We start from the raw sequence: 26,750 nt of genomic DNA on the forward strand, positions 1-26,750 counted from the left end.
CCACACCGTGATCGATATGTATGATGACTTTAAATAAGAGTTCTGGGAGGGCATGATGGGCCACACCGATTTTACCAACCGCTTCGCGATCGACCCGAAGACGGCGGCAAGGTTCAACACGGCCGAGCTGCGCGAGAATTTCCTCTTGCCGCCGCTCTTCGCGCCCGGGCGCATTCAGCTGCACTACACCAACTACGACCGCATGATCGTCGGCGGCGCGATGCCGACGTCTGCCCCGCTGGCACTGGAAACGATCAAGCCTGCCGGAACCGACACGCTTCTTGCCCGGCGTGAGCTGATCGCAGTCAACATTGGCGGTGCGGGCATCGTTATCGTCGACGGCGAGGAGTTTCAGGCCGGCGCCCGCGACATGGTCTATGCCGGGATGGGAAGTTTGGTAACGTTCTGCTCCGTCTCGGCCGAACAGCCGGCGAAGTTCTACCTTCTGAGTGCGCCAGCGCATGTCCGTCACGCCTCGAAACGCATCGGCATATCCGATGCCAGGCGTATCGACCTTGGCTCTCAGGCGACCAGCAATGAGCGCTCGATCTTCCAGTTCATCCATCCGGAGGGCGCCAGGACCTGCCAGCTCGTCGTCGGCATGACGACGCTTGCGGCGGGCTCGGTGTGGAACACCATGCCCTGCCATGTGCATGACCGGCGCATGGAGGCCTATCTCTACTTCGATCTGCCGGAAAAGGCCCGCGTCCTGCATCTGATGGGCGAGCCTGAGGAGACACGCCACCTCATCGTCAAGAACGAGGAGGCCATCCTGTCGCCCGGCTGGTCGATCCATTCCGGGGCCGGCACGTCGAGCTATGCGTTCATCTGGGCAATGGCCGGCGACAATGTCGACTACACCGATGTCGATCTCATCGCCATCGAAGATCTGAAGTGAGGTGGATGATGACAGCGAGTGATCTTTTCGTATCGGCCGAGGGTGCCGAGTGGGTCAGCCCGGAGCCGGGCGTAACCCGCCGCATCATGGCCTATCTGCCGGAGATGATGATGGTGGAGGTTGCCTTCGAGAAGGATGCCATCGGCGCGCAGCACTCGCACCCGCATATCCAGGCAAGCTACGTGGCGCAAGGCAGTTTCGAGGTGACGATCGATGGCCGCACCGAAACCCTCTATCAGGGTGGAAGCTTCATCGTGCCTCCCAACCTGGTGCATGGGGTCAAGGCGCTGGAAAAGGGTCGGCTGATCGATACCTTCACGCCGCATCGCGCCGAATTCCTGACGTGAGCCTGTCATGACCATGTTCGACCTTTCCGGCCAGGTGGCGGTGGTCACCGGTGCCAATACGGGCCTTGGCCAGGCGATCGCCGTGGCGCTGGCCACCGCCGGCGCTTCAATCGTTGCCGTCGGCCGCTCGGCGATGGACGAAACCGAAGCCGCGGTTCGCAAGACCGGCGCAGGGTTTCACGCCATCAAGGCCGATCTCGGTTTTATCGAGCCCGTCAAGGCAATCGTCGACGAAGCGGTTGCGACCTTCGGCAAGCTCGACATCCTGGTCAACAATGCCGGCATCATCCGCCGGGCCGATGCCATCGACTTCACGGAAGCCGATTGGGATGCGGTCATGGACATCAACCTGAAGAGCGTCTTCTTCCTGTCGCAGGCTGCTGCCCGGCATATGATGGAAAGAGGCAGCGGCAAGATCATCAACATCGCCTCGCTATTGTCTTTCCAGGGCGGCATCCGCATTCCCTCCTACACGGCCTCAAAGAGCGGACTTGCCGGATTGACGAGGTTGCTGGCCTGCGAATGGGCCGGCAAGGGCATCAATGTCAATGCCATTGCGCCGGGCTATTTCGTGACCAACAACACCACGGCCCTGCGCGAGGACGCGGACCGTAGCGCCGCCATCCTTGCCCGCATCCCGGCCGGCCACTGGGGTGACCCCGCACAACTCGGCGGCGCAGCGGTCTTCCTGGCATCACAGGCATCCGACTATGTCCACGGCATCGTCCTGCCCGTCGACGGCGGATGGTTGGCGCGGTAACCGTTCAGTGTCCGTTCCACCAACGAGGCAGCTCTCTTCAACCGCGTCACGAACCGCGCTGCTGACGAGGATCGAGGTTTTCCAGTCACGGGTTGGGGCCTCCAGCCGCGAGCCGATATTTACCGTGTCGCCGATGGCGGTGTATGGCCGGCAGGTCTCGGCGCCGACACTGCCGGCAACGGCCGGGGACCGCAATCGTTGCCCACAAAGGATCGGTTGCAATTGCTCAAGACCGTCGAGCAGGGTCTGTTGGCCGCTGTCACCTGCGCGCATTCAAGGGGCGTCCACCCCTTCAATAGTTGGCGCCCCCGGTTCCGAAGACGTAAGCCAGTGTAATGTCCACGGCATCGTTCCGCGACGTTCTAGAAACTGGCACCAGCGCGGGGACCGGTGATCAACTCCTGGGGTCGAAGCTTCCGCCGCCCGCATTGTAATCGTCGCCATCGTTGCTGCTTTTCGGTCTCCGCGAGCGTGAGGGGCTGGAAACGACGAAGTCATTTCGATCATCAGGTCGGTTCGTCGTCTCAGCAGGTTTTTTGTTGTTCAGGATTCGATCAAGCTCGGCTGTACGGGACTGGACAGCCCCACCTTCTCAGAAAAGTGTGGCCAGCGGCCTGTTCGGTGACATTCTTTGCGTCTTGATCGGGAATTGAGGCTGCCCTGGACACGCAGGCTCTCTCAGGCGCAGAAACTCCTGAGTGAAATGGGCGATGGTCGGAATGTTTGTGCCATTTCAACACCCCAGCAAGAACCTGAAGCACTTGATCGCCTCGGCGCTATTGTACGGTTTCTTCAGAAAACGGCACCGTTCGGGCAACGAGGACTGCCGCAAGCTCACGACGGCGGACGTAATGACAATGGCGAGTTCGGGCCATTGCCGATGGATCCTCACGGCGAGATTTACACCATCTACGCTGCCCGGCATGTTTATCGCCGTGAAGACCAAGTCGATGTCGCTCCGGCGATCCAGGATGCGCAAAGCTTCCTCGCCGCCGGCGGCATCCACGGCCGCCAGACCGGCCATTTCGATCGCCCGCCGCATCGCTGCTCGCAATTCGGCGCTGGCCTCGACAACAAGAACCGTGGGGAGCGTTTTCGACTGGAGAGCTACTTGGGGCATGTCGATATCCTTGCTCGGACAACGAACTAAAGCACGAATGCTGCGATGCAGCAATACGTATGCGCAAGAACTTGCGCCGACTGAATGGTACAAAATAAGATCTGAAGATCCGCGTCTGGTTCCTTTCGCATTGCGGCGTGTAATGCCATCCGCAAGAGAACGGCTGCGCCGTTTTCGATCGCGTGCGGCAACTTTGCCACGACCCACGGGCTCCATCCTGGCCGACCCCTCGCTGGAAGAAGAATGGCGAAATCATTTCCGTTCAGCATCGAGGCTCTGAGTTTTTCCCGGCGTTTCAGTTCCAGGACGGCCGACCGCACCCAACCATAAAGCGGGTTCTGGCGGCGCTTCCTCAATCCATGACAGCCTGGCAGAAGGCGTTGTGGTTGGTGTCTTCGAACGGCTGGCTGGAAGATGCTGCACCTATCGGTCTCCTCGACAATGCGCACGCCCTGGTGGCTGCGGCGCAGAAGGACCATGAGGAGGTTATCGGGTGAGGGGGAACAGTGTTTCTCCTCCACCGGCTGCATTCGCGACCGTCAATATCGCGACGATCAGCGCTGGATCGTACTTCATCGGACACATGCATCTGCGTTTCGTCCGGGTCAGTTCCATCCGTGCCTCGGGCAACCGACAAGATTTGCGCCGTTCGCAGACGTGACTGGCACATGTGTTCCATCGAGCTGAGAGGCTGGGGTAAGCGCGCAGGAAATACGATTATCTGACAGTCGTCTCTCAGCTGGCGGCCTTCAACCTTTTTCCGAAAGGCTGCGAGTCCCGACAGAAGCGGAACTCTTTTATCCATCGGTCGAGGTGATACGTGCAGCCGCCGGGTATCAGGCCTTGCCCTTGCGGACAACGTCGGCAATCGTCACCTTCTTGGGAATAAGCTTGAGTTTGAAAAAGGTGTCGGCGATGTCTTGCTGCTGCGCGACGACAGAGTCATCAAGGTTCTTGACCCCGTAGGATTGACGCTCGAGCGCCTTGACGAGGACAGGTTCAGGGATGCCGACCGATGGTGATAGCTCTGCGGCCGCAGCCGTCGTGTCGGACTTAGTCCATTCGTCAATCTCAGAAATGGCGTCGATCAAGACATCGATCGCCTGGGCGTGGCCGTCGACCAGCGTCCTGGTGCCGAGATAGAACTGGTGATTGGGAACGATACCCTCGCCGTTTCTGAGCTCCCGCGCTTCGATCGCCACTTCCGCAGCTGCCTGGAAGGGATCCCAGATGACCCATGCGTCCACCGCGCCCTTTTCGAAGGCTGCGCGACCGTCGGCCGGGGCGAGGAAGGATGGATCCACATCCTCATACGACAAGCCAGCTTCTTCGAGCGCCTTGACGAGCAGGTAATGCACGTTCGAGCCCTTGTTGAAGGCGACCTTCTTGCCCTTCAGGTCCGCAACAGACTTTATGGGGCTATCCTTCGGGACAAGTATGGCTTCGCCGCGCGGGGCGGGCGGCTCGTGTGCGATGTAGACAAGCGGAGCGTTGGCAGCCTGGGCGAAGATCGGCGGCGTTTCGCCTGTCGATCCGAAATCGACAGCACCAGCGTTCAGGGCCTCGAGGAGCTGGGGACCGCCCGGAAACTCGGTCCATTCAACTTTGTAGTCGATGGATTCAAGTTTCTTCTCCAGCGTCCCTTTGCCCTTGAGAAGCACCAGAGTCCCATATTTCTGGTAGCCGATACGGACGACCTTGTCAGCCGCGCCAGCCAGTCGAACATGCGTCAAAGGTGTCGCGATGGCACCTGCCACCACCGCAGTGAAAGCTCGTCTTGTGATTTTCATCATACCCTCCGGAATAAGACGACGCCAAATTAAAGTGTCTCTACATTTTTACTAGAATATACGTACTCCCGTGTCCGCTTTTCCGGGATTCGCTTTTTGTTCTGTCCCGACAGCGAGCAAAAAGAGCTCGCCTCATGCTGATCCGGATTTTGACGCAGGGGCCGCTTGACGATGGTGTCAAAGTCCAGGCCGTCACCGGCACTGGAAACGCGCTTTGATCACAGCATTCAACAAGCTTTGCTTCACGGCGGCCATCCGAAATTGGTCCGTTGGTCCTTGCTACAGGCGCAGAATGAAGCAAAAGCCCTGCCAGGCCGGAAGCAGAACGATCAGCGCGCGGTTCTCGAGCCGTTCGCTCCCCACCCGATGATCTGTTCGACACCAGTCCCGGCAATAGATTCCTCCAGCATCTATTTGGGTTCCGTGAACCTCAGGAGGCCGCTGGCCGACTGTCACGCGCTATCGCGCCAAAGGCGCCATTCGTGGCTTGCCGCCAGGACTGGATCGTCGCAGTCGGACCCGACTTCAGCGTCTTCGCTACGGCACCTCGGGCCTCGCCTCCCTAGAAATCGGCCACCTTACCCCAGGCAGATTTTCGGAAGCGGTCCGGATGGTAGGCGCGGGGGTCGACGATTGGCTCGTCACCAGTGACGATGTCGGCGATCAGGTGACCGGCGCCGGGACCAATGCCGAAGCCATGCCCGCTGAAGCCGGCGGCGAGGATGAACCCCGGTATGGCGGCGATTTCGCCAATGCCGGGCACACCATCCGGCGTGCTGTCGATATACCCCGCCCATGCGGCGGTGATGCTGGTGTTCTTCAGGTCGGGCAGGAGGTCGAGCGCGCGCGAATGGGTGAGGCGAATAGTTTCCTTATCGACGGCAGGATCAAGGATGCGCATGCGCTCCATTGGCGTCGGGGCATCGAGGCGCCAGTGAGTCAGGCTCTCGTGACCGGAGCGGAAGCCTTCGAGGCCGCCGGGTGCAAGGCTGCGCCAGCGCCGAGCGAACATCGGCAGAAACTGCGGCGCGAAACGCAATTGCTGCGGCGTCGGATCGACACGGCCGCGGCCGCTGATGGCGAGCGTGTAGCCGCCGTCCCCGCGGCGCGTCACCGAAACGGCGGCCGTATGCAGCGCATCCGGAAGGCCGATGGCGCCTGGCGAGACGGCAAGAATCGACGAGCGGACCGTCGCCTGGGGAAAGCGGATGCCGAGCTGCCGGCAGAAGGAGGAGGCCCAGGCGCCGCCGGCAAGGATCGCCGTCTTCGTGCGGATGGTGCCATGCTCGGTGACGACACCGGAAAGGCGACCGCCTTCTGTCTGTATGCCGCGGGCGGCGCAGGACTGATGCACGGTGCCACCAAGCTTGACGATCGCACGCGCGACCGCTGGTGCTGCACTTGCCGGATCGGCGGTGCCGTCGGTCGGCGAAAAGACGCCCCCCTTCCATGGCTTGCCGGTGGCGCGGCCGCGTTCGGTCGCCTCGGCACTGTCGAGCATATGCGTTGTGACGCCGGCCGTGCGGGCAAAGTCGCGCCACCGGGCCCACCCGGCCAGTTCCTCTTCGCTATTGCTGAGGTAGAACAACCCGCAGCGTCGGAAGCCGGTGTCCTCGCCGCTCTCGGCGGCGAAACGCTCCCAAAGATCGAGGCTCTTCGTCGCCATTGGCAATTCGCGGGCGTCACGGTTCTGCTGGCGGCACCATCCCCAGTTGCGGCTCGACTGCTCCGCGCCGATCCGGCCCTTCTCGACGACGGCTACCTTCAATCCGCGGCGGGCAAGATAGTAGGCCGCAAACACGCCGACAATGCCGGCGCCGATCACCACGGCATCGGCGTCTTCGGGCAACTGCGGCGTTGTGTCGATGAGTTTCAGCGGTGCGGGCATGGCGTGACCTCCGTTACCAGCACAGTCTAGCGGCTATTGCGCAATGGCGTTGCCGGACTGCGGCTGGCGCGCAGCAGAAGATTCCGTCTTGCGGGAGCAATGCCGCCCTTTCTGCTTTGACCCGTTGTGCCAAACGAATTCGACAGGTCTCTCCAGTGTGTTAAGGTCATCATTGGGAAAGTCGCAGCACAATCTGCTGTCCCGTTGGCCACTTCAGCAAGGGGAAAGGGCGTCATGAAACTCGACCGGATCGATATCAAAATTCTGTACGAACTGCAGAAGAATGGCCGCATCACCAATGTCGAACTCGCCGAACTGGTCAACCTGTCGCCGAGCCCCTGCCTCATGCGGGTGAAGAAGCTGCAGTCGGAGGGCTATATTGAGGGTTATTCAGCACAAATCAACGTCGGCAAGTTGGGGCAGACACTAACGGTCTTCACCGAGATCACATTGAAGAACCACCGGCAGATCGACTTTGCCCGCTTCCTTGCGGCGATCGAGAAGGTCGACCACGTGATCGAATGCCATCTGGTGTCCGGCGGCTACGATTATCTGCTGAAATTCGTCACGGCCGGGATCGGCGAATACCAGACGATCATGGAGCGCCTCACCGACATGGACGTCGGCATCGACAAGTATTTCAGCTTCGTCGTCTTGAAGTCGCCGATCGTCAAGGTGCACATGCCACTGACCAGCCTGTTTCGGATGTAGGATCTTCGGATCGGTTTGTGCCGGCTTGCTGAGCCGGGGCTTGCGATTTGGCCCGCTCCTCGGGAGCCTCACCCGAAAAAGCATGATGTCGTCCGCGTCTCCTTCGGTCCGCCTTCGAGCTGAGACAATGGCCAGCAGGTTGGGATGAGCCGGCGCCTCAGCGCCGGCAATAGGCTCGCACGAGCTCCGGATCCTGTTCGAGCCCATCGAGCCACGTGGGATCGAGCCTCGGCACCGACGAGAAGAGCAACTGCGAATAGGGGTGCTGCGGTGTCTTGACCTTCGCCGGCGTGATTTCCTCTACCTTTCTACCGCCATACATCACGACGATCTCGTCGCAGATCGCCTCTACCACGGAGAGGTCATGGCTGATGAAGATGTAGGAAAGACCGAGCTCGCGCTGCAATTCCTTGAGGAGATCGATGACGGCGGCTGCGACCACCGTGTCCAATGCAGAGGTGATCTCGTCGCACAGGATCAGCTTCGGCTCGGCGGCGAGTGCGCGGGCGAAGTTGACGCGCTGCTTCTGGCCGCCCGAGAGCTCCCCTGGGCGGCGATGGCGCAGGTTGCGCGGCAGGCGCACCATGTCGAGCAGCTCGTCAATGCGTGCGCTGCGCGCCTTGGCATTCATGCCGTGATAAAAGCTAAGCGGCCGGGCTAAGATGTCCTCGACGGATTTGGCCGGATTAAGCGCCGTATCGGCATATTGGAAGACGATCTGCATTTCGCGCAGTTCATCGCGCGAGCGCGCGCGGGCGCTGCGAGCGAGTTCCTTGCCGTCGAAGACGATCTTGCCGACAGCGGCCGGCAATATGCCGGCGATGGTGCGCGCGAGCGTCGACTTGCCGCAACCCGACTCGCCGATGATACCCAGGTTGCGCCCCTTCTCCACCTTGAGACTGACATGCTCGACGGCGCGCACGAGGGGCAGGCCGTCGGCCTTTGCCTGGCCGTAGCCTGCTACGAGATTTTCGATTTCGAGGAGCGGGGCCGGACCACTCTTTGCCGCGCCCGCAGCGCCTCGGGGTTTCGGCTCGAAGGCGGCGAGCAGCTCCCGCGTGTAGGGGTGCTTCGCGCCGTTAAGGATCTCTTTGGTGGTGCCGATCTCCTTGGTCTCTCCGCCCTTCAAGACGACGATGCGGTCGGCGATCTGGGCGACCACGGCGAGGTCGTGCGAGACATAAACGCCGGCGATGCCGCCTTTCTTCATGACCGACTTGAAGGCGCGCAGCACCTCGATCTGTGTCGTCACGTCGAGCGCCGTCGTCGGCTCGTCAAAGATGACGAGCTTCGGGTCGCCGATCAGCGCCATGGCGGCCGAAAGGCGCTGCAACTGGCCACCGGAAACCTGGTGCGGATAGCGGCTGCCGATCGTTTCCGGCTCAGGCAGCGACAACGCCGTGAAAAGCTCGACAGCGCGGAGGCGCGCCTCGTCGGCCGACATAAGCCCATGAATTCGGGTGACCTCGATTACCTGGTCCATGATCGTGGCGGCCGGGTTGAATGCGGCGGCGGCTGATTGCGGAACATAGGTGACCTCGGTGCCGCGCACCCTGGCGCGCTGCTTTTCGCTCAGCGTCACCATGTCCTTTCCGGCGACGGAGACGCTGCCGCCGGAGATGCGACAGCCGGGGCGGGCATGGCCCATCAGCGTGAGCGCGATCGTCGTCTTGCCGGAGCCGCTTTCCCCGATCAGCGCCACGATCTCGCCCTCGGCAATGTCGAAGCTGACGCCGTTGATGATCTCGACGCGACGGCCCGAATCGGTGGTGGCTTCGACCTTCAGGTCGCGGATTTCTACGAGATTGACCATCATTCGCTCCGATCGCGGATCTTCTTTGGCAGGTTGTCGATCAGCAGGTTGACGCTGATGGTGAGGCTGGCGATCGCAAAGGAGGGAGCCATCACCGCCGGTGCGCCAAAGGGCAGGCCGCCGATGTTCTCGCGCACGAGAGCCCCCCAGTCGGCATAGGGCGGCTGGACGCCAAGTCCGAGGAAGGAGAGGCCGGAGAGCAGGAGAACGATGAAGACGAAGCGGATGCCGAGGTCGGCAAGTACCGGTCCGACGATGTTCGGCAGGATTTCCGAGCGGATCAGATAGAGGGTGTTTTCGCCTCGGATACGGGCGACGGTGATGAAATCCATCGCGTTGATGTTGACGGCAAGCGCGCGGGCGAAACGGTACGCGCCGGGGATATAGATCACCGACAGCGTCAGGATCAGTACGGGAATGGAGGAGCCGACGGCAGCCACGACCACAAGGCCGAACAGCTTGCTCGGGATCGAGTTGAGGGCGTCGAGGAAGCGGCTCAGGACCGTGTCGAGCCAGCCGCCGGCGACCGCTGCGATCATGCCGAGCATCACGCCGCTGAAGCAGGCGATCGTAACTGCCGCAAGCGAGATGCCGACCGTGTAGCGGGCGCCCATCAGGATTCGCGAGAGCATGTCGCGGCCGAGATAATCGGAGCCGAGCCAGAAGTCGCGGCTCATCTGGCCGAAGTAATCGAGGTCGACGATCTCGCCGACAGGGTAGGGGATGATCAGCGGCGCCAAGATCGCGATCAACGCCCAGAAAAGGATGATCGAGAGACCGACCATGCCGATGATGTTGAAGCGATAGCCGAGCCGGGTTCCGGAAATCCGGTCGGACTTGGTCTCAGAACTGGTCATTGTCATCGGAGCCTCGGATTGGAAAGGATGGCTATGATATCGGCGGCCGTGATCAAGAGCAGGTAGCCGAGGCAGAAGATCATCGCGCAGCTCTGGATCAGCGGCAGGTCGCGGGTGGCGACGGCGTCGACCATCAGCTTGGCAATACCTGGATAGTTGAAGATCGTCTCGACAATGATGACGCCGCCGAGCAGGTATGAGAGCGAAAGCGCGACCGCGTTGACGATCGGGCCCAGAGCGTTCGGTAGCGCGTGCCGAAACACGATGCGCGGCCGCGAGGCGCCCTTGAGCAACGCCATCTCCACATAGGGCGTGTTGAGCGTCTCGATTACCGCTGCCCGGGTCATGCGGATCATTTGCGCCGAGATGACGAAGGTAAGGGTGATCACCGGCATGGCATAGATACGCAGGAGGTCTGTCAGCGACGTGACTTCGTTCGCAAAGGCGAGCGCCGGCAGCCATTTCAGGTAGACTGCGAAGATCAGCACCGCGGAGGTCGCTATCATGAATTCCGGCACGGAGATGACGCCGATCGTCAGAACGGTGACGGCGCGGTCGTACAGCGAGCCGCGTAGCATCGCCGCTGTGATGCCGAGCGTCATCGCGATCGGCACGGAAAAGAGCGCGGTGACGCCAGCGAGCTGCAGCGTGTTGATGAAGCGCCCGCCGATTAGATCCGCGACCGGCATCTCATTGGCATAGGAGGTGCCGAGGTCGCCCTGCAGCAAACCAACGATCCAGCGCAGGAAACGGAAGATCGCGGGGTCGTCAAGATGCATGGCCTTGCGCAGACCTTCGACTGCCTCCGGCGTGGCGGCCTGGCCAAGCAGGATGGTCGCTGTGTCTCCCGGCAAGAGCGTCGTCGCGAAGAACACGGCGAAGGAGACGATCACCAGCGTGACCAAGGCGATGAGCAATCTGCTCAACACGAGTGACAGGACACGGTTGTTCACGCGCGTTCCCTTTCGGCATTCGAGATTTCAAACCAAAAGGGTCGGAGCTGCAACCGCGCGGCTGCAGGCCCGACCGTTCGCCTCATCAGGCTTCGAGCCAGACATATTCCGCGAAAGCATAACCCATCTGGCCGCCAAGCGGGTTGGCTTCCAAGCCCTTGAGCTTGGCGGTGATCGCGTCGACGTTGGAGATATAGGCCGGGATGATGGTGCCGGCTTCGCTGGCAACCATGGCCTGCATCTCGTTGTAGATCGCCTTGCGCTTCTCCTGGTCGAGCGAGCCGCGCGCCTCGATCAGCATCTTGTCGAATTTCTCCGATTTGTACTGGCTCTCGTTCCACGGAGCGTCCGAAGTATACAGCAGCGAGAACAGGATGTCCGGTGTCGGACGCGGGTTGATGTTGCCGAAATGGACCGGCGCCTTGAGCCAATAATTGTCCCAATAGCCGTCGGCCGGTACGCGCTGAACGTCGAGCTTCAGTCCGATCTCGGCGGCGGACGCCTGGATGATCATTGCCATATCGATCGACGAGTTTGCCGCCTCGGAAGCAATCAAAGGGATCGACTGGCCAAGGACACCGGCCTTCTCGAAATGGAACTTCGCCTTCTCCGGATCGAACGCCCGCGGCTTCAGGTCGGCATTGTGGTAGAAATTTGCCGGGGAAACCGGCTGGTCGTTGCCGAGTTCGCCGAGGCCACGGAGCGCCGATTTGACGATCTGCTCGCGGTTGACAAGGTACTTCATGCCTTCGACGAAGTCCCGCTTGTTGCCGGGCTCCAAGTCCATGCGTATGTTGAGGTTGGTGTAGTTGCCCGAGGTGGTTTTCGAAAGCACGAAGCCGTCGCCTTGGGCCTCGACGAGGCGCATGGAGCGCGGGTTGATCGTAGCGGCGAGATGGATGTCGCCCGAAAGCAGTGCGTTGACGCGCGAGCTATCGTCGCTGATCGCGAAGTACTCGAAGGAATCGACGTTCGGGCCGGACTTCCAATAGTTCTTGTTCTTGATGCCGACCGAGCGCACGCCGGGCTCAAAGACTTCTCTCACGAATGCGCCGGTGCCGTTGCCCTTGGAAAAATCCGTCGTGCCATCGGCGACGATCATGAAATGGTGCATCGACAGGATGGTCGGCAGGTCGGCGTTCGGATTTGCGAGCGTGATCTCGACAGTCTGCTTGTCCGCGGCCTTGAAGCCGGTCATCTGCGCGGCGATCTTCGCGACCTTCGAACCGACGGATGGATCGAGATGGCGTTTCAACGAGAAGACCACGTCGTCGGCGGTCAACGGCTTGCCGTCGTGGAAGGTGACGCCGCTCCTCAGTTTGACCGTCCAGGTCTTGGCATCCTTGGACTCGATCGCCTCGGCGAGCTCCATCTGCGGGGTCCCGCTCTTATCGAGGAAGGTGAGACGGTTGTAGAAGGAGCAGCAGCGCACATAGTCGGTGGAGAGCGATGCCTTGGCCGGGTCGAGCGTGTCCGCAGTCGAAGACGACCAGCCGGCCGCCTTGAGCGCGCCGCCGGAGACCGGCGTTGCGGCAACAGCATGGGAGGCGCGGCCGAGCACTAGACTGCCGGAGGAGAGGGCAACGCCACCGGCGAGCATCATCTGCAGCAGTTCACGGCGTGTAGCGCCGCGACGGATGGCGTTTTCGACCATGGTGTTGTCGGATCTGGTCCAATTGGTGATATTGTCGTTCATGTCATTCCCCTTTTCGTCTGTTGGCGGGCTGCCCGTCTTGCGTGGGCTTAGACCCAATCCGGTGAACTGGTCAGCTACGTGCGACGGCAACGGCATCGGCAAGGCCGGCCATGGAGGTGAAGTGGTAGTCGGGTTCGGTGAACTCGGCCGGCTCTACGGTGCCGCCGTAACCTTTCTGCGCGTGGCGCCGCTCGATCCAGCAGTTGGTCAGCCCAAGCTTCCGCGAAATGCCGATGTCGTGGTACTGGCTCTGAGCGACATGCAGGACATCGTCCTTCGAATTGCCTTCCGAGCCGACGAAGTCGAAAACCTTCTGAAAGAAGGCGGGGTCAGGTTTTTCGGTACCGGTATCGTCGGCGGTGAAGGCGGCGTAGAAGGGATCGCCCAGTTCCTTGGCGAAGAAATCGAACGCCCAGCGGCGCGCATTGGTCATAGCGACAAGCCGGTAGTTCGTCGCAAGGCGCGCCAGCGCTTCGGCGCTGTCTGAAAAGGCCTTCCAGTTCCCGGCGGAGTCCCTGAGACGCTCGCCATATTTCCGCTCGGTCGGTAGACCGAGCTTCGGCGCGATTTCAAGATAGACACGCACCAGATCGTCCGGGAAGAGGTTGGCGTCCTTGGAGTAGCGCGCCGCGCGGTAGAGGCTGAGCGCCTCTTCGCCATCGATGGCGACACGGGCCTCGGCGGCGATGCCGGCGAGGCAATCCTTGAGGCCGCCCTCGAAGTCAATCAGCGTGCCGACCACGTCGAAGGTCATGTATTTGAATTCGGGAAGGCTCTTATGCACATCGATTCCCCAGTTTTTTCGCGTTCCAGGCCGGAACGCCGACTTCATGAAGAAGAATATTCTGTTCCCGTTCGGCGGGATGTTTTCCCCGCTCTTGCTGGAAAGGCCGCATATGCTGGGATCCGGCCGCTTCCTTGATTTGAGTTTGGCAGTTATGCCGCGCCGGAGTCTCCGAAAAGGCACTGTGGCGCGGCACAAAATTGCGAATATGGCGGTTCCGCGATATATCGCGTCAGTCGTCCATCAGGCCCTCAAAGCCTGGCGAACGTCCGGGTCCTTCAAGGTCTCGTCCAATGTTTGGCGGGTGCGCTCGACAATCGCGTCGATCTCCGTCGCGGTGCAGCAGAGCGGCGGCGCATAGCCGAGCACGCCATTGGCGAAGGCGCGGATGACGAGACCGTTTTGCCAGGCACGGTCGAAGATGCGGCGCGCCGGCTCCGCGGCCGCCGGCAAAGGGGTCTTCCTCGACTTGTCGACAACGAGCTCGACGGCGGCCAGCATGCCGCGGCCGCGCACATCGCCGACAAGGGGATGGTCCCTCAGGCTTTCGAGACCTTCCATCAGCCGCGCACCGGCCGTGACGCCTTGTTCCAAGAGGCCGTTCTCGTAGAGCTTCAGCACCTCGAGACCGACAGCGGCGCTGACCGGATGCGCCGAATAGGTATAGCCGTGGCCGACGGCGGAAGCGCCGGCGCCGTCGGCAATCGTCTGATAAACGTGATCGGACATAAAGACCGCGCCCATCGGGACGTAACCAGACGTCAGCCCCTTCGCGACAGTCATGAAGTCCGGCACGATCTCGTCCTCGGTTGACGCAAAGAGCGGTCCGGTGCGGCCGAAGCCGGTGATCACCTCATCTGCAACGAAGAGGATACCGAGCTCGCGGCAGAGTTCGCGCATCGCCTTCATCCAGCCCTTGGGTGGCACCAGCACGCCGCCCGAGCCCTGGATAGGCTCGGCGTAGAAGGCGGCGACACGCTCGGGGCCGATCTCCTCGACCTTGCGTCGGAGGGCGGCTAGCGAGGCCTCGATGATCGCCGGCGGGCTCTCTCCCACCGGATTGCGGTAGGCATAGTGAGACGGAATTTTGTGCTGCCAGTCAAAGGGAATGCCGAAGCCGGCATGGAAGGCCGGCAGCGCGGTCAGGCCGGCGCCGACCGTCGACGAGCCGTGATAGCCCTGCTCCACCGAAATGAACTGATCGCGTTGCGGCTCGCCGCGGGCAATCCAATAATAGCGGATGAAGCGGATCGTGCTGTCGACGGCGTCGGAGCCGCCGAGTGTGAAATAGACGTGGTTGAGATCGCCCGGCGCGCGCTCGGCGAGTTCGGCGGCGAGGCGGATCGCGGGCTCGGAGCCGAACCCGAAATAGGCCGTCGCATAGGGAAGCTCGCGCATCTGGCGGGCGGCCGCTTCAACGATCGCTTCGTGGCCATAGCCGGCATTGACGCACCAAAGGCCGGCAAAGCCGTCGATCAGTTGCTTGCCCGAAGCGTCGGTGACCGTCGCGCCTTTCGCCGAGGCGAGCACGCGCACGCCGAGTTTTTCGTGGCTGCGATAGGAGGCGACCGGATGGATGAGGTGGGCGCGATCGAGTTCGATGAGGGAATTGCTGTACATGACGATCTCCGGATCAGCCGAGCGCCTGATTGGCGAGGGCGAAGGTGGTGGCGGCCGGGTCGGCGGCGCGGTGGATCGGGGGCTTCATCATGGCGATACCCCCGCCGACGTGGGCTAGTCCCTGCTCGGCAAGCCAGAGAGAAAGGCCGGTCTCGGCAGTGGTATCGAGCCTGATGAACAGGCCGGTTCGCGTGGAAATGAAGTGGGACACGAGCGCCTTGGCGTCTTCGAGACCTTCGGCGACGACGGGCCCGATGGTCTCGCCGCGGCCGAAGGGGCGGATGGCGCCGAACCCGCAAACGTGCCCGTCCCGGCGGATCACCGCAAAGTTTCCGACCTTCCCGAGATAGGCAATCATCGCTTCACGGTCGGCGCCGAAGGCGAGGCGGTCGAGCGCGACGATCGCTTCGATGTCGGCCGCGGCCGCCTGTTCGGTCTGCCCAGGCTCGGCGATTGCTCCGACGATGCCCTGATGCTGCAACACGCGACCTGTCTCGCGGAAGCCTAGCTTTTCGTATAGCGGCAGGCCCTCAGTCGTTGCCACCAGTCTGAGCGGACGATCGGCCGCTATCTGCAACGCGGCGTCCATCAGCTTGCGACCGAGGCCGCGGCCGCGCATCGCCTCGTCGACGATGACCATGTTGATCGTCGCACAGTCCGACTTGTAAGGGGTGACGAGTACAGTGCCGACGACCCGGTCGCTCTCAATCGCAACGACGCCTTCGCTCAGGGTCAGCGCCATCTGCCAATCTTCAAGGCGATGTGGCCAGCCGGCCTGCCGGGAGAGCTTGACGGCGGCGTCCAGATGCTCAGGCCCGAAGGCGGCAATATCGATCTGACATGTCTGCATGGCATTTCCTTCACTTTCTGCCCCCAAGTCTGAAGGAGTGCTGGCCGGCAGATCGTCTGAAGGCTTTGGCTCGCGCGGTATCTTATAGCTTTGCAGCTACCGGTCGCCGCATCTTATGCTGACAGGGAATTGCGCTGGGAGGGCGCCGGGGCGGAAGACGCCGTTGGCCACCAGCAGGCCACACAACCTTCTGCCAAAGCCGGCGCTCGATACGATAGATTCTGCTTCGAACGCCGCCAAATCAGGCGAGGCGATGGAGGCGCAGCGCCTATGATCCTCACAGAATACCTGATCCCGCTCTTTCAAGGAAACGCACATGACGACGTTCCGTCCGAAATACATCACCTTCGACTGCTACGGCACGCTGACGAACTTCCAGATGGCGGAAGCGGCCCGCGACCTCTATCAGGACCAGCTCGACGAGGCGCGCATGGCTCAATTCATCAAGAATTTCGCGGCCTACCGCCTGGACGAGATCCTGGGCGCCTGGAAGCCCTATGCCGAGGTGGTGCACAATTCGCTGGAACGGACCTGCAAGCGCAACGGCATTAAATTCCGCGATGAAGCTGCGAAGGTGGTCTACGAGCGCGTGCCGACATGGGGGCCGCATGCGGACGTTCCGGCCGGGCTTGCCAAGGTCGCCAAGGAGATCCCACTGGTGATCCTGTCAAATGCAATGAATTCGCAGATCATGTCGAATGTCGGAAAGCTTGGCGCACCCTTCCATGCGGTCTACACCGCCGAACAGGCGCAGGCCTACAAGCCTCGCTTCAAGGCCTTCGAATACATGCTCGACATGCTGGGCTGCGGCCCCGAGGACATCCTTCACTGCTCGTCCTCCTTCCGCTACGACCTGATGTCGGCGCACGACCTCGGCATCAAGAACAAAGTCTGGGTCAATCGCGGTCACGAGCCGGCCAATCCCTACTACGGCTATGTCGAGATCGCCGACATCTCCGGCCTGCCGGGCGTTGTCGGTCTTTAGAAAGGCGGTGCGCCATGAAGTTCCTGTCCTACTGGCATGATACGGCCCCGGCCTTTGCCGGAGCTGCGCAAGGCCCGGTCGATGGCCATTACGACGTCGCCGTGATCGGCGGCGGCTTCACCGGCCTCAGTGCGGCCCGGCAGCTCGCCAGGGCGGGGGCGAAGGTCGTCGTGCTGGAGGCGGAGAAGGTCGGCTGGGGCGCCTCCGGCCGCAATGGCGGACACTTGAATAACGGGCTCGCCCATAGCTATCTCGCGGCCAAGGCGGAACTCGGCAGGGAGCGGGCGATTGCGCTCTACAAGGCGTTCGACGATTCAGTCGACACGATCGAGGCACTGATCACCGAAGAAGGTATCAACTGCAACTTCCGCCGCGCCGGCAAAGTGAAGCTTGCCTCGAAGCCTCAGCATTTCGAGGCGATCGCCCGCAACTTCGAGGCGATCAACGCGGAGGTCGATCCAGATACAGCACTTCTCAGCGCCGAGGATCTGAAGCAGGAGGTCGGCTCGCCGTTCTTCGGGGCGATGCTCTCGAAGAAGAGCGCGATGATGCATATGGGGCGCTATGTCGTCGGCCTCGCCGAAGTGGCCACGCGCCATGGCGCCATGGTTTTCGAGAGCGCGGCGGTCACCGAGCATCGGCAGGCGGGCGGCCGGCACACATTGAAGACCTCCCGCGGTAGCGTCTCCGCGGATGCGGTTCTTGTCGCCACCGGCGCCTACACGCCTTCGGTCTTTGGTTATTTCCGCCGCCGCATCATCGCCGTCGGCAGCTTCATCATCGCCACCCGATCGCTGACAGCAGCGGAGATCGCGGCGACAATGCCGGGTAGCCGCACCTGCGTCACGTCGATGAACATCGGTAACTATTTCAGGCTCTCGCCCGACAACCGTCTGATCTTCGGCGGCCGCGCGCGCTTCTCGGCGACATCCGACCAGCGTTCGGACGCAAAAAGCGGCGCGATCCTCAAGGCGAGCCTTGCCGCCATCTTTCCGCAACTCGCCAATATCGAGATCGACTACTGCTGGGGCGGCCTCGTCGACATGACCAAGGATCGATTCCCCCGCGCCGGCTATCAAGACGGTGTTTGGTACGCCATGGGCTATTCCGGCCACGGGGCGCAGCTTTCGACGCATCTCGGCATGATTATGGCGGACGCAATTCTCGGCCGGCCGGACCGCAACCCGCTGAAGGGTCTCGAATGGCCGGCCGTGCCGGGACATTTCGGCAAGCCCTGGTTCCTGCCGCTCGTCGGCATGTATTACAAGATGCTGGACACGATCCAGTAGACGACGCGGGGGTAGGAAGAAGGGCGCGGACCGGACAGGTCCGCGCCCTTCTTTGTTTGGATGATCTAGCCTGGCGTGCCGCGTCAAGTGCGCAGCGGTCTTGCGCAAGAGCTGAAGCGCCTCGCGCGCTTGAGAGCGGGATGAAGAAACACGGCGGCTTTTCGCGCGCATCCCGCTCTACTCCTGGAACCGATCACGTTTTAGGCTTCGGTTCGATTCGACCCAAGATCGTCGTGACCAACCGTAGATCCCTTGTTTGTGCATGTCGCTGTCCCAAAAGCTGCGGGACATTTTTGGGCAACATGCATTAATCCAGTCCGCCGATGTGGAAGCTTTTCATCTCGAGATATTCCTCGATGCCGACCTGGGCGCCCTCGCGGCCCAGGCCGGATTGCTTGACGCCGCCGAAGGGGGCGACTTCGGTGGAGATGGCGCCGGTGTTGAGGCCGACCATGCCGAATTCGAGCGCTTCCGCCACACGCCACGAGCGCTTCAGGCTCTCAGTGTAGAAATAGGCAGCCAAGCCGAAGGGCGTGCCGTTGGCGATGGCGATTGCCTCCTCCTCCGTCTCGAAGCGGAAGAGCGGTGCGACGGGACCGAAGGTCTCTTCGCTGGCAAGCAGCATCTCGGTGGTGGCGCCCGTGAGTACGATCGGGGCCCTATATTGTCTCCCCTCCGGCACCGACCTGCCGCGCGCCGCAAGCTTCGCCCCCTTGGCAAGCGCGTCCTCGACATGACGGTCGATCTTGTCGATCGCCGCGTCATTGATCATCGGTCCGATTGCGATGCCGGGTTCCGTACCGGGGCCGACCTTCATTGCGTTAACGCGTGCGCCGAGCTTCTCTGCAAAGGCGTCATAGACGCCGGCCTGCACCAGGATGCGGTTCGCACAGACGCAGGTCTGGCCGCCATTGCGGAACTTGGACGCAATCGCGCCTTCGACCGCCAGATCAAGGTCGGCGTCGTCGAAGACGATGAAGGGGGCATTCCCGCCGAGTTCGAGCGAGAGGCGCTTGACGCTGTCGGCCGCGCCTCGCATCAAGAGAGAACCGACGCGCGTCGAGCCCGTAAAGGAGATCTTGCGCACTGTTTCGTTCGCCATGAACTCGTTGCCGATTGCGGCCGGCATGCCGGTGACGATGTTGATTACGCCTGCGGGAATGCCGGCGCGCTCTGCCAGAACTCCGAGGGCGAGCGCTGAAAAGGGCGTGAACTCCGAGGGCTTGATCACCACCGTGCAGCCGGCCGCCAAGGCAGGTGCCACTTTGCGGGTAATCATTGCGTTCGGGAAGTTCCACGGCGTCACGATCGCGCAGACGCCGACCGCCTCTTTCAAAACGACGATGCGCCGATCGGCCGTCGGAGAGGGAATGGTGTGGCCGCCGATGCGACGAGCCTCCTCGGCGAACCATTTGACGAACGAAGCGCCGTAACGGATCTCGACGCGCGCCTCGTCGAGCGGCTTGCCCTGTTCCATCGTCAAGAGCAGAGCCAAATCCTCGAGGTTTTCGATCATCAGCGCATACCAGCGCTCAAGTAATGCGGCCCGTTCGGCATGCGTCTTCTTCTTCCACGGTCCGAAGGCGGCATTGGCGGCTTCGATGGCGGCGCGCGTTTCCTCTTCGCCCATGTCCGGAATGGTGCCGAAGCGCGTCCGACTGGCGGGGTCGAAAACGTCGACGGTTCTACCAGAGGCTGCAGCCAGCCAGGCTCCGTCGATCAGGCCCTCTTGCCGGAAAAGTTCCCTATCTTTCAGCTTCATAATTTCTCTCCTCTAAAGATCAGTTGAGCGCGGCAAGCACCGCCGCCTTAATCGTTTCGGTTTTGTCTTTGCCCGGCACGGTGCCGATCCCGCGGGCGGTCGTTCTTTCGAGCGCGGTCATGACAATGCGCGCGGCTTCGCTTTCCCCTAGATGCTCCAGCATCATCGCCCCGGACCATATGGCGGCGACGGGGTTGGCGATCCCGAGATGCGCGATGTCGGGTGCGGAGCCGTGTACCGGCTCGAACATTGACGGGGCGCTTCGATCAGGGTTGATGTTGGCGGAAGCCGCAAACCCGAGCCCGCCCTGGATCGCGGCACCGAGGTCGGTCAGGATGTCGCCGAAGAGGTTGGAGGCGACGACGACGTCGAGGCTTTCCGGCGCCATGACCATGCGGGCGGCCATCGCATCGATGTGGTAGCTCGTCACCTCGACATCCGCGTATTCGGCGGCGAGCTCTCGCGTAATCTCGTCCCAAAACACCATGGTGTATTTCTGGGCGTTGGATTTGGTCACCGAAGCGAGCTTGCCGCGGCGTTGTCGCGCCTGCTCGAAGCCGAAGCGCAGGATCCGTTCGACGCCCGTGCGGGTGAAGATCGAGGTCTCGACCGCGACTTCATCGACCGTTTCCTGATGCACGCGACCGCCGGCACCAGAATATTCGCCCTCGGTATTCTCGCGGATGCACAGGATGTCGAAATTGTCCGCCTTCAACGGACCTTGAACGCCCGGCAGCAGCCGGTGCGGGCGGATATTTGCATATTGCACGAAGGCCTTGCGGATTGGCAGGAGCAGGCCATGCAGCGAAACGGAGTCCGGCACTCCGGCGGGCCAACCGACGGCGCCCAGTAGGATCGCATCGAAGCGGCGCAAGATCTCTATGCCGTCCGTCGGCATCATCGCGCCCGTTTCCTTGTAAAAGGCGCAGGACCAGGGAAAGGGCGTGCCGGTCAGCGAGAAGCCGGAATGCCTGGCGACGGTCGAAAGGACCTGCCAGGCCGCATCCGTCACGTCCTGGCCAATACCGTCGCCGGGGATGAGTGCGATCGAATAGGATTTCATGGAGGCTCCTAGAGGCTGATGAGAACGCTCTTGCTCTTGCGGTTGGCATGGTAGGCCTCACGTCCGAGGTCCTTGCCGACGCCAGAGCGCTTGTAGCCGCCGGTCGGCAAGATGTGGTCGCGCGAGCGGCTATAGCGGTTGACCCAAATCGTGCCGGCCTGCAGCAGTCGCGTCAGCCGTAGCGCGCGAGACAGGTCGCGGGTGAAGAGGCCAGCGGCCAGGCCGTAGGTCGGGTGGTCGGCGAGAGCCAGTGCCTCCTCCTCGTCGACGAAGGTCTGCATGGTCAGGACCGGACCGAAGATTTCTTCGGTAATCGCCGGCGAGGAGCTGTCGCGCACGGCCATCAACGTCGGCTGATAGAAATAGCCCGGCGCATCCATTGGGGCGCCCCCGAACAGGCATTCTTCGCCCGCTGCAACGGCAGCCGCGACGATGCCGTGGATGCGGTTCAACTGGCGCTTCGAGATGATCGGCGAGTATTCGCTTGCCGCATCCCAGGTCGGCCCCGGCTTCGCCGCCTTCATGCGCGTGACGATTGCCTCGGCGAGCGGCGCAGCAACGCTTTCCTCCACGATCAGGCGGGAGCCGGCGATGCAGGCTTGGCCAGCGTTAGACATCATGCCCTGGGCGATTGCCGCGGCCGCCTTGTCGAGATCGGCATCGGCGAAGACCAGTTGCGGGCTCTTCCCGCCGAGTTCAAGCGTCATGGGCTTGACCCCGGTGCGGGCGATATTGGCCATGATCGCCGAACCGGCGCCGGTCGAGCCGGTGAAGCTCACCTTGGCGATGTCCGGATGTCCGGTGAGGGCAGTGCCGGTCACCGGACCGTCGCCCAGCACGATATTGATGAGACCGGCCGGCAGGCCCGCGCGGATTGCGAGCTCGGCAAGGTAGACGGTCGAAAACGGCGTCATTTCGGAGGGTTTCAAGACGACGGCATTGCCGGCGGCAAGGGCGGGGCCGAGCTTCCAAGCGGCCATCGAAACGGGGAAATTCCACGGCGTGATGGCGCCGACGACGCCATAGGGCTCGGTCATGATCATGCCGAGATTGTTGTCGTCAGTCGGCACGAGGTCGCTGCCTTCCTTGTCGGCGAATTCCGCGAAAAAGCGGATCTGTTCGGCGCTGACGGCTATGTCGCCGGCGATCAGGTGCCCGACCGGGCGTGTCGAGGAAAGCGCCTCGAGCTTGGCGAGGGTTTCCGCCTCCCTTTCGATCAGGTCAGCCCAGCGCTGCAGCACGACTGTGCGCTCGCGCGGACGCACGCCGCCCCAGTTGCTCGCCTTCAGCGCATTCTTGGCGGTTTCGACGGCGCGGTCGACGAGTGCCTCACCCGCGAGCGGGCAGCCCGCATAGGCCTTGCCGTCCGATGGACGATGCATGTCGATAGCGCCCTCGGCAGGGATCAGCCGGTCGCCGATGAAGTGCCCGACGGGCAGGGGAAGAGTGTCGGGGTCAAAGCTGAGAGTCATAGTGGGTCCTCGGATAAACTCATGCGAGGCTACCGGACGAACGCGAGCAGCATGCATCGAGTGGCGGTGCGGCGACGGCGGAAAATTACGTTTTCGGTGACGAGACAGCGAAATCTTCGGAGGCTGAGATGGGCCGGTCGGTGACGTATCGGCGATGCGCCCGAGCAATCCGACAGGGCACGAGAAAGCGATTGCCGGGCTGGAACGGCGACGACACGCCAGAAAGCCGCGAGCGTGCCGTGCTGGGCGAGGATGCCGGTTGCCGGCAAGTTTCCGCTGAAACCAGTTCGAGCGCGATCCGAGGGAGATAGGCCTGTATCAAGGGCCTCGATCGGATCGCGCGGCGGGCACTACATGACCGTCACGTAGATCTTACGTACGGTCTCGATCGTCTTCCAGACACCGACAAACCCCGGCTTCATGACGAAGCTGTCACCGGCTTTGTAGACGACCGGCCCGCCGCCTTCCGGCGTGAGTTCGACGACACCGGAGAGGATATGGCAGAACTCGAAAGTCTCGCCCTTAATCGAGCGCGTCTCTCCGGGGGTTGCCTCCCAGACGCCTGTGTGGATCATTTCTCCGCGTGCGACGTCTTGAGCCCAGGTCTTGAAGGAGGGACTGCCGGAGATCAGGCGTTCCGGAAGCGGACCGGACTCGCGCGGCGGGAAAGAGGGATTGGTGTCGATGTTCTTCAAAAGGGACATGGGTTTCCTTTCCTAGGATTGAGAGCTTAATAGCCGCGGCCGCGATCGATGAGCCCGATGGGATCAAGTCCGGCCCGATGACGCTTGATATTCTCGATCACGGCCTCGGCGGCTGTTTCCGGTTGGGTGACGCTTGCTATGTGCGGCGTCAGCAGGATTTTCGGGTGACTCCAGAAGGGATGACCCGTTGGCAGCGGTTCGGGATCAGTGACGTCGATGACAGCACCGGAGAGATGGCCGCTATCGAGCGCCCCGATCAGTGCTTCATGATCGAGCTGCGGCCCGCGGCCGACATGAACAAGTGCCGCGCCTGCAGGGAGCTTGGCGAAAAGGACGGAGTCGAGGAAACTGCGTGTCTCGTCAGTCAAGGGCAGGAGACAGATCAGAATGTCCGTGGAGCCGAGCAGCGCATGGAGTCCGTCTTTGCCATTGAGGCATCTGACGCCCTCAATTTCGTGCGGGCTACGGCTCCAGCCGGAAAGGGGAAAGCCGAAAGGCTTCAAGCGCTCCAGGACGGCGGTGGCGAGCATGCCGAGGCCAAGCACGCCGACGCGGCGTTTCGCCGCCTGGATCTGTGTGATGGCCTGCCACGATTGCCGCCGCTGCTGGTCGAGATAGGCGGGTAGATTGCGGTGCAGCGCGAGCACGGCGAGCATCGCATATTCCTGCATCATCCTGACAAGACCGTCCTCGACCATGCGCACCACCCTCACATGCGCTGGTACGGTGTCGAAACGGAACTGATCGACGCCGGCGCCAATCGAGAAGAGGATTTCGAGATTGCGGTAGCGCGCGAGATTGTCGGGCACCGTCCAGGTGATCAGGTATCGCACGGCATCGGGATCTACCTTCGCCGGCTCCGTGGAGAAGGGAATGTCGGGCAGTTCGCGTGCAAAAGCTTCGGCGAAGATGGCGCCACGCTTGGCGTCGGAATTGAAGAGGAAGGTCATCGCGTATTGCCTCCGCGGTGGGTCAGGCGCTGCAGCGCGCGCCAAGCGCCTCGACCATCGCCTGGCAGGCGGCGAGTTCATCGATAAGGATGTATTCGTTCGGCTTGTGGGCGCGGTCGATCTCACCGGGGCCACAGATGATCGCGTCGATGCCGGCCTGTTGGAAAAGCCCGGCCTCGGTGCCATAGCTGACGGCGGGGAGCGGCTCGAACCCGGTCAGTTCCTCCAGCAGAGTCGCGAGCGGCGCATCGGCGGGGAGCAAGAGCGCCGGATAAGCGCTGAGCTCTTGCCATTCGACTGCGAAACCACGTTCCCTCAGCTTCTCTGCGGTCCGCCGCACGGGGCTCAGCAGGTCCGCCGGATCGACACCGGAAATGGCACGCGCCTCGAATTCCGCCGCGCAAGTCTCCGGAATGATATTGACTGCCTGTCCGCCTGTCACAGTGCCGATCTGGAGGGAAGAGCAGGGCGGCTCAAACACGTCGTCAAACGGGCCGCGGGTCAGCCGGTCAGCTTCTGCGACAGCGGCAGCAAGCGCCTCCGCCATGGCATGGATGGCATTCAGCCCCTGGTCCGGACGCGAGGAGTGGCCGGAGCGGCCCTTCACCGTCAGCCTCGCTGCTGCCTTGCCCTTGTGCGCCCGGATCGCCCGCATTCCGCTCGGCTCGCCGATAAGCGCGCCGAGGGGTTTTTCGCAGAGTTCTGGTAGGCGTTCGATCATATGCGGCACACCACGGCAGCCTGCCTCCTCGTCATAGGAGAAGGCGAAGTGGATGGGCCGGCGCAGGTGCATCTCGGCGAGCTTTGGCGCGGCGGCGAGGGCGGCGGCCAAGAAACCCTTCATGTCGGTTGCGCCCCGCCCATAGAGTCGGCCCGCCTCTTGACGCAGACGGAAGGGATCGCCCGTCCAGCCGCTTTCGGTCGCCGGAACAACGTCCATGTGGCCCGAAAGAACATAGCCCGGCACCTCTTTCGGACCGATCGTGGCGAACAGGTTAGACCGATCGCCCTCCGGGCCGGGAAGCAGGGTGACGGCGATGCCGTGGTATTGCAGATAGCTGCGGATCCAGGCAAGGATGTCAGTATTGGGGGTGTTGACGACGGAGGGGAAGCCGACGAGCTTTTCGAGGATTTCCACTGCCTGCATTGTTGTCCTCATCCCGTTTCGCTGGGGTCGGCGCGGTCGATCATGCCCAGTACCTTAGAAGCCTATCGAGGCTTTAGATGCCGAAAGCGCGTCGGATTTGGAGGATTGTTGTGCGTCAGGCGGCCTCTCAAGTGAATTGTATCGGGCGCGCCGTCCTAGTCTAAGGGATAGAAGTTTTCGCCGCGGGCCCGTTGGAAATCGGGACGAGAGCAAGACGACGGCAGGGAGGGGAGGCAAGGAGTGGACGCAGAGACATCCGAATCCAAAGTCATCGACAGTTTCGAAATGCGCATCGCCGGGATCGAGAGTGCCGATCTCGAGCAACTGCACGCCCTGTCGGTTTCGGTCGGATGGCCGCTCCGCTCCGAGGACTTGCAGCTCCTGCGCGAGGTCGGCCGCGGCTATGTGGCGCTTGATGAAATCGGCAGGCTGACAGGTTCGGCCATGTGGTTTCCGCACGGTGATGATTTCGCGACCATAGGCATGGTGATTACTTCGCCGCGGCTGCAGACGAACGGCGCCGGGCGATGGCTCATGGACCACGTGCTTTCGGATTGCCGTGGACGCGATCTAAGACTCAATGCGACGAGGGCCTCTCGCCGCCTTTACCACTCCCTCGGTTTCCAGCCCGTACGGACCATATACCAATGCCAGGGCATCGCCCGCCGCCCGATCGACTTGATTACGCAAACGGAGCAACCTGAGGTCCGGCGACTGGAGGGGGGGGACCTTGCCGCTGTCGTCGAGCTGGATGCAGGGGCATTCGGTGTTTCGAGGGCGGCGCTGATCGGCAAGCTCTTTGTACAATCCATAGGCTACGGCTTGGTTCGCGACGGTCGGCTGTGCGCTTTCGCGCTTTGCCGCCCGTTTGGCAGGGGGCATGTCGTTGGCCCGGTCGTGGCAGAAACTGATGCGGACGCCGTCGCAGTGATACGGCAACATGTCTGCGCCCACGAAAATCAATTTCTGCGCCTCGATACACCAGTCGAGTCCGGCACTTTCGCCACATTCCTCTCGCAATCCGGCCTGACCGTCTTCGACACAGTGCTCGCAATGTCCCGGCGGGGCAAAGGCGGCGCGGCCGTAGTACCAGGACAGAACCTCTACGGGCTGGCGAGCCACGCGCTTGGCTGAGCCCTTAGACACACGCGTTCAAGCCTCGCAGCGACTTTGGTCATCGGATTGGATGTCCCCGTTGTTTCAGTCGAGTGCCGGCGCGCTCGAGCACGCGGCACAGGTTCTCCAGACGGCGCGGAAGCAGGCTCCCTCTGATCGAAGATAACGGGGCGGT

General features: G+C 62.2%; 24 protein-coding genes. 8 read left to right on the top strand and 16 right to left on the bottom strand.

Annotation, left to right across the window (positions count from 1 at the left end):
* Positions 1-55: 55 nt before the first annotated feature.
* From kduI to kduD, 3 genes are read left to right on the top strand one after another with little or no spacing between them, the layout of a single operon-like run.
* The gene (gene kduI, locus K9B32_RS23990; protein ID WP_224566753.1) at positions 56-898 is read left to right on the top strand and encodes a 5-dehydro-4-deoxy-D-glucuronate isomerase; all 843 of its coding nucleotides are present in this window, start codon (positions 56-58) and stop codon (positions 896-898) included.
* Positions 899-906: 8 nt separating this feature from the next.
* Complete coding sequence (locus K9B32_RS23995) at positions 907-1,245, top strand: cupin domain-containing protein (RefSeq protein WP_224566815.1); 339 nt, start codon at positions 907-909, stop codon at positions 1,243-1,245.
* A gap of 7 nt (positions 1,246-1,252) precedes the next feature.
* On the top strand, positions 1,253-2,005 hold the full coding sequence (kduD, locus tag K9B32_RS24000; protein WP_224566755.1) for a 2-dehydro-3-deoxy-D-gluconate 5-dehydrogenase KduD: 753 nt from the start codon (positions 1,253-1,255) through the stop codon (positions 2,003-2,005).
* Between the two features lie 733 nt (positions 2,006-2,738).
* Here the strand turns inward: kduD and K9B32_RS24005 are convergent.
* Positions 2,739-3,332 carry a response regulator gene (locus K9B32_RS24005; RefSeq protein WP_224566757.1) on the bottom strand — a complete coding sequence of 198 codons (594 nt, stop codon included), beginning with the start codon at positions 3,330-3,332 and terminating at the stop codon, positions 2,739-2,741.
* 152 nt (positions 3,333-3,484) lie between these two features.
* Here K9B32_RS24005 and K9B32_RS24010 point away from each other — a divergent pair, with 152 nt between their 5' ends.
* The gene (locus tag K9B32_RS24010; protein WP_224566759.1) at positions 3,485-3,622 is read left to right on the top strand and encodes a hypothetical protein; all 138 of its coding nucleotides are present in this window, start codon (positions 3,485-3,487) and stop codon (positions 3,620-3,622) included.
* A gap of 339 nt (positions 3,623-3,961) precedes the next feature.
* Here the strand turns inward: K9B32_RS24010 and K9B32_RS24015 are convergent, their stop codons facing one another.
* Together K9B32_RS24015 and K9B32_RS24020 are read right to left on the bottom strand one after the other, a co-directional pair.
* Complete coding sequence (locus K9B32_RS24015) at positions 3,962-4,915, bottom strand: sulfonate ABC transporter substrate-binding protein (protein WP_224566761.1); 954 nt, start codon at positions 4,913-4,915, stop codon at positions 3,962-3,964.
* A 562-nt stretch (positions 4,916-5,477) separates the two neighbouring features.
* A complete protein-coding gene (locus tag K9B32_RS24020) occupies positions 5,478-6,803 on the bottom strand; it encodes an NAD(P)/FAD-dependent oxidoreductase (protein WP_224566763.1) in 1,326 nt (441 codons plus the stop codon).
* Between the two features lie 234 nt (positions 6,804-7,037).
* On the opposite strand from K9B32_RS24020, the gene K9B32_RS24025 reads away from it, so the two are divergent.
* A complete protein-coding gene (locus tag K9B32_RS24025; protein ID WP_007797235.1) occupies positions 7,038-7,514 on the top strand; it encodes an Lrp/AsnC family transcriptional regulator in 477 nt (158 codons plus the stop codon).
* A gap of 157 nt (positions 7,515-7,671) precedes the next feature.
* On the opposite strand, the gene K9B32_RS24030 is transcribed toward K9B32_RS24025, so the two are convergent.
* From K9B32_RS24030 to K9B32_RS24060, 7 genes are all read right to left on the bottom strand, one after another.
* Entirely contained in the window at positions 7,672-9,327 is a 1,656-nt protein-coding gene (locus tag K9B32_RS24030; protein WP_224566765.1) for an ABC transporter ATP-binding protein, read from the bottom strand.
* Positions 9,327-10,190: an ABC transporter permease gene (locus K9B32_RS24035; protein ID WP_224566767.1), complete on the bottom strand. Its 864-nt coding sequence runs from the start codon at positions 10,188-10,190 to the stop codon at positions 9,327-9,329. The genes K9B32_RS24030 and K9B32_RS24035 overlap by 1 nt, the downstream gene beginning before the upstream one ends.
* Entirely contained in the window at positions 10,187-11,137 is a 951-nt protein-coding gene (locus K9B32_RS24040) for an ABC transporter permease (protein ID WP_224566769.1), read from the bottom strand. Before K9B32_RS24040 ends, K9B32_RS24035 begins: the two co-directional genes overlap by 4 nt.
* Positions 11,138-11,222: 85 nt before the next feature.
* The gene (locus tag K9B32_RS24045; RefSeq protein ID WP_224566771.1) at positions 11,223-12,833 is read right to left on the bottom strand and encodes an ABC transporter substrate-binding protein; all 1,611 of its coding nucleotides are present in this window, start codon (positions 12,831-12,833) and stop codon (positions 11,223-11,225) included.
* Positions 12,834-12,903: 70 nt separating this feature from the next.
* Positions 12,904-13,617, bottom strand: coding sequence for an HAD-IA family hydrolase (locus tag K9B32_RS24050; RefSeq protein WP_224566774.1), 714 nt, complete (start codon positions 13,615-13,617; stop codon positions 12,904-12,906).
* A 243-nt stretch (positions 13,618-13,860) separates the two neighbouring features.
* Positions 13,861-15,237, bottom strand: coding sequence for an aspartate aminotransferase family protein (locus K9B32_RS24055; RefSeq protein WP_224566776.1), 1,377 nt, complete (start codon positions 15,235-15,237; stop codon positions 13,861-13,863).
* Between the two features lie 13 nt (positions 15,238-15,250).
* The gene (locus K9B32_RS24060; RefSeq protein ID WP_224566778.1) at positions 15,251-16,087 is read right to left on the bottom strand and encodes a GNAT family N-acetyltransferase; all 837 of its coding nucleotides are present in this window, start codon (positions 16,085-16,087) and stop codon (positions 15,251-15,253) included.
* A 316-nt stretch (positions 16,088-16,403) separates the two neighbouring features.
* On the opposite strand from K9B32_RS24060, the gene K9B32_RS24065 reads away from it, so the two are divergent.
* Entirely contained in the window at positions 16,404-17,072 is a 669-nt protein-coding gene (locus K9B32_RS24065; RefSeq protein WP_224566780.1) for a haloacid dehalogenase type II, read from the top strand.
* Between the two features lie 14 nt (positions 17,073-17,086).
* Positions 17,087-18,361 carry an NAD(P)/FAD-dependent oxidoreductase gene (locus K9B32_RS24070; RefSeq protein ID WP_224566782.1) on the top strand — a complete coding sequence of 425 codons (1,275 nt, stop codon included), beginning with the start codon at positions 17,087-17,089 and terminating at the stop codon, positions 18,359-18,361.
* A 307-nt stretch (positions 18,362-18,668) separates the two neighbouring features.
* Here the strand turns inward: K9B32_RS24070 and K9B32_RS24075 are convergent, their stop codons facing one another.
* The 6 genes from K9B32_RS24075 to argE all read right to left on the bottom strand — a co-directional run bounded on the left by K9B32_RS24075 (position 18,669) and on the right by argE (position 25,459).
* Positions 18,669-20,123, bottom strand: a complete 1,455-nt coding sequence (locus K9B32_RS24075) for an NAD-dependent succinate-semialdehyde dehydrogenase (protein ID WP_224566784.1) — start codon at positions 20,121-20,123, stop codon at positions 18,669-18,671.
* A 19-nt stretch (positions 20,124-20,142) separates the two neighbouring features.
* The gene (locus K9B32_RS24080) at positions 20,143-21,186 is read right to left on the bottom strand and encodes a tartrate dehydrogenase (protein ID WP_224566786.1); all 1,044 of its coding nucleotides are present in this window, start codon (positions 21,184-21,186) and stop codon (positions 20,143-20,145) included.
* An 8-nt stretch (positions 21,187-21,194) separates the two neighbouring features.
* A complete protein-coding gene (locus K9B32_RS24085; RefSeq protein ID WP_224566788.1) occupies positions 21,195-22,658 on the bottom strand; it encodes an aldehyde dehydrogenase family protein in 1,464 nt (487 codons plus the stop codon).
* 350 nt (positions 22,659-23,008) lie between these two features.
* Positions 23,009-23,362: a cupin domain-containing protein gene (locus K9B32_RS24090; protein WP_093236062.1), complete on the bottom strand. Its 354-nt coding sequence runs from the start codon at positions 23,360-23,362 to the stop codon at positions 23,009-23,011.
* A gap of 26 nt (positions 23,363-23,388) precedes the next feature.
* Positions 23,389-24,312: a 2-hydroxyacid dehydrogenase gene (locus K9B32_RS24095; protein WP_224566790.1), complete on the bottom strand. Its 924-nt coding sequence runs from the start codon at positions 24,310-24,312 to the stop codon at positions 23,389-23,391.
* 22 nt (positions 24,313-24,334) lie between these two features.
* Positions 24,335-25,459: an acetylornithine deacetylase gene (gene argE / locus K9B32_RS24100; RefSeq protein ID WP_224566792.1), complete on the bottom strand. Its 1,125-nt coding sequence runs from the start codon at positions 25,457-25,459 to the stop codon at positions 24,335-24,337.
* 240 nt (positions 25,460-25,699) lie between these two features.
* On the opposite strand from argE, the gene K9B32_RS24105 reads away from it, so the two are divergent.
* A complete protein-coding gene (locus K9B32_RS24105; RefSeq protein ID WP_224566794.1) occupies positions 25,700-26,593 on the top strand; it encodes a GNAT family N-acetyltransferase in 894 nt (297 codons plus the stop codon).
* The last annotated feature ends 157 nt before the right edge of the window (positions 26,594-26,750 follow it).

It is taken from the genome of Rhizobium sp. 3T7, assembly GCF_020166565.1.
Lineage (GTDB): Bacteria > Pseudomonadota > Alphaproteobacteria > Rhizobiales > Rhizobiaceae > Rhizobium.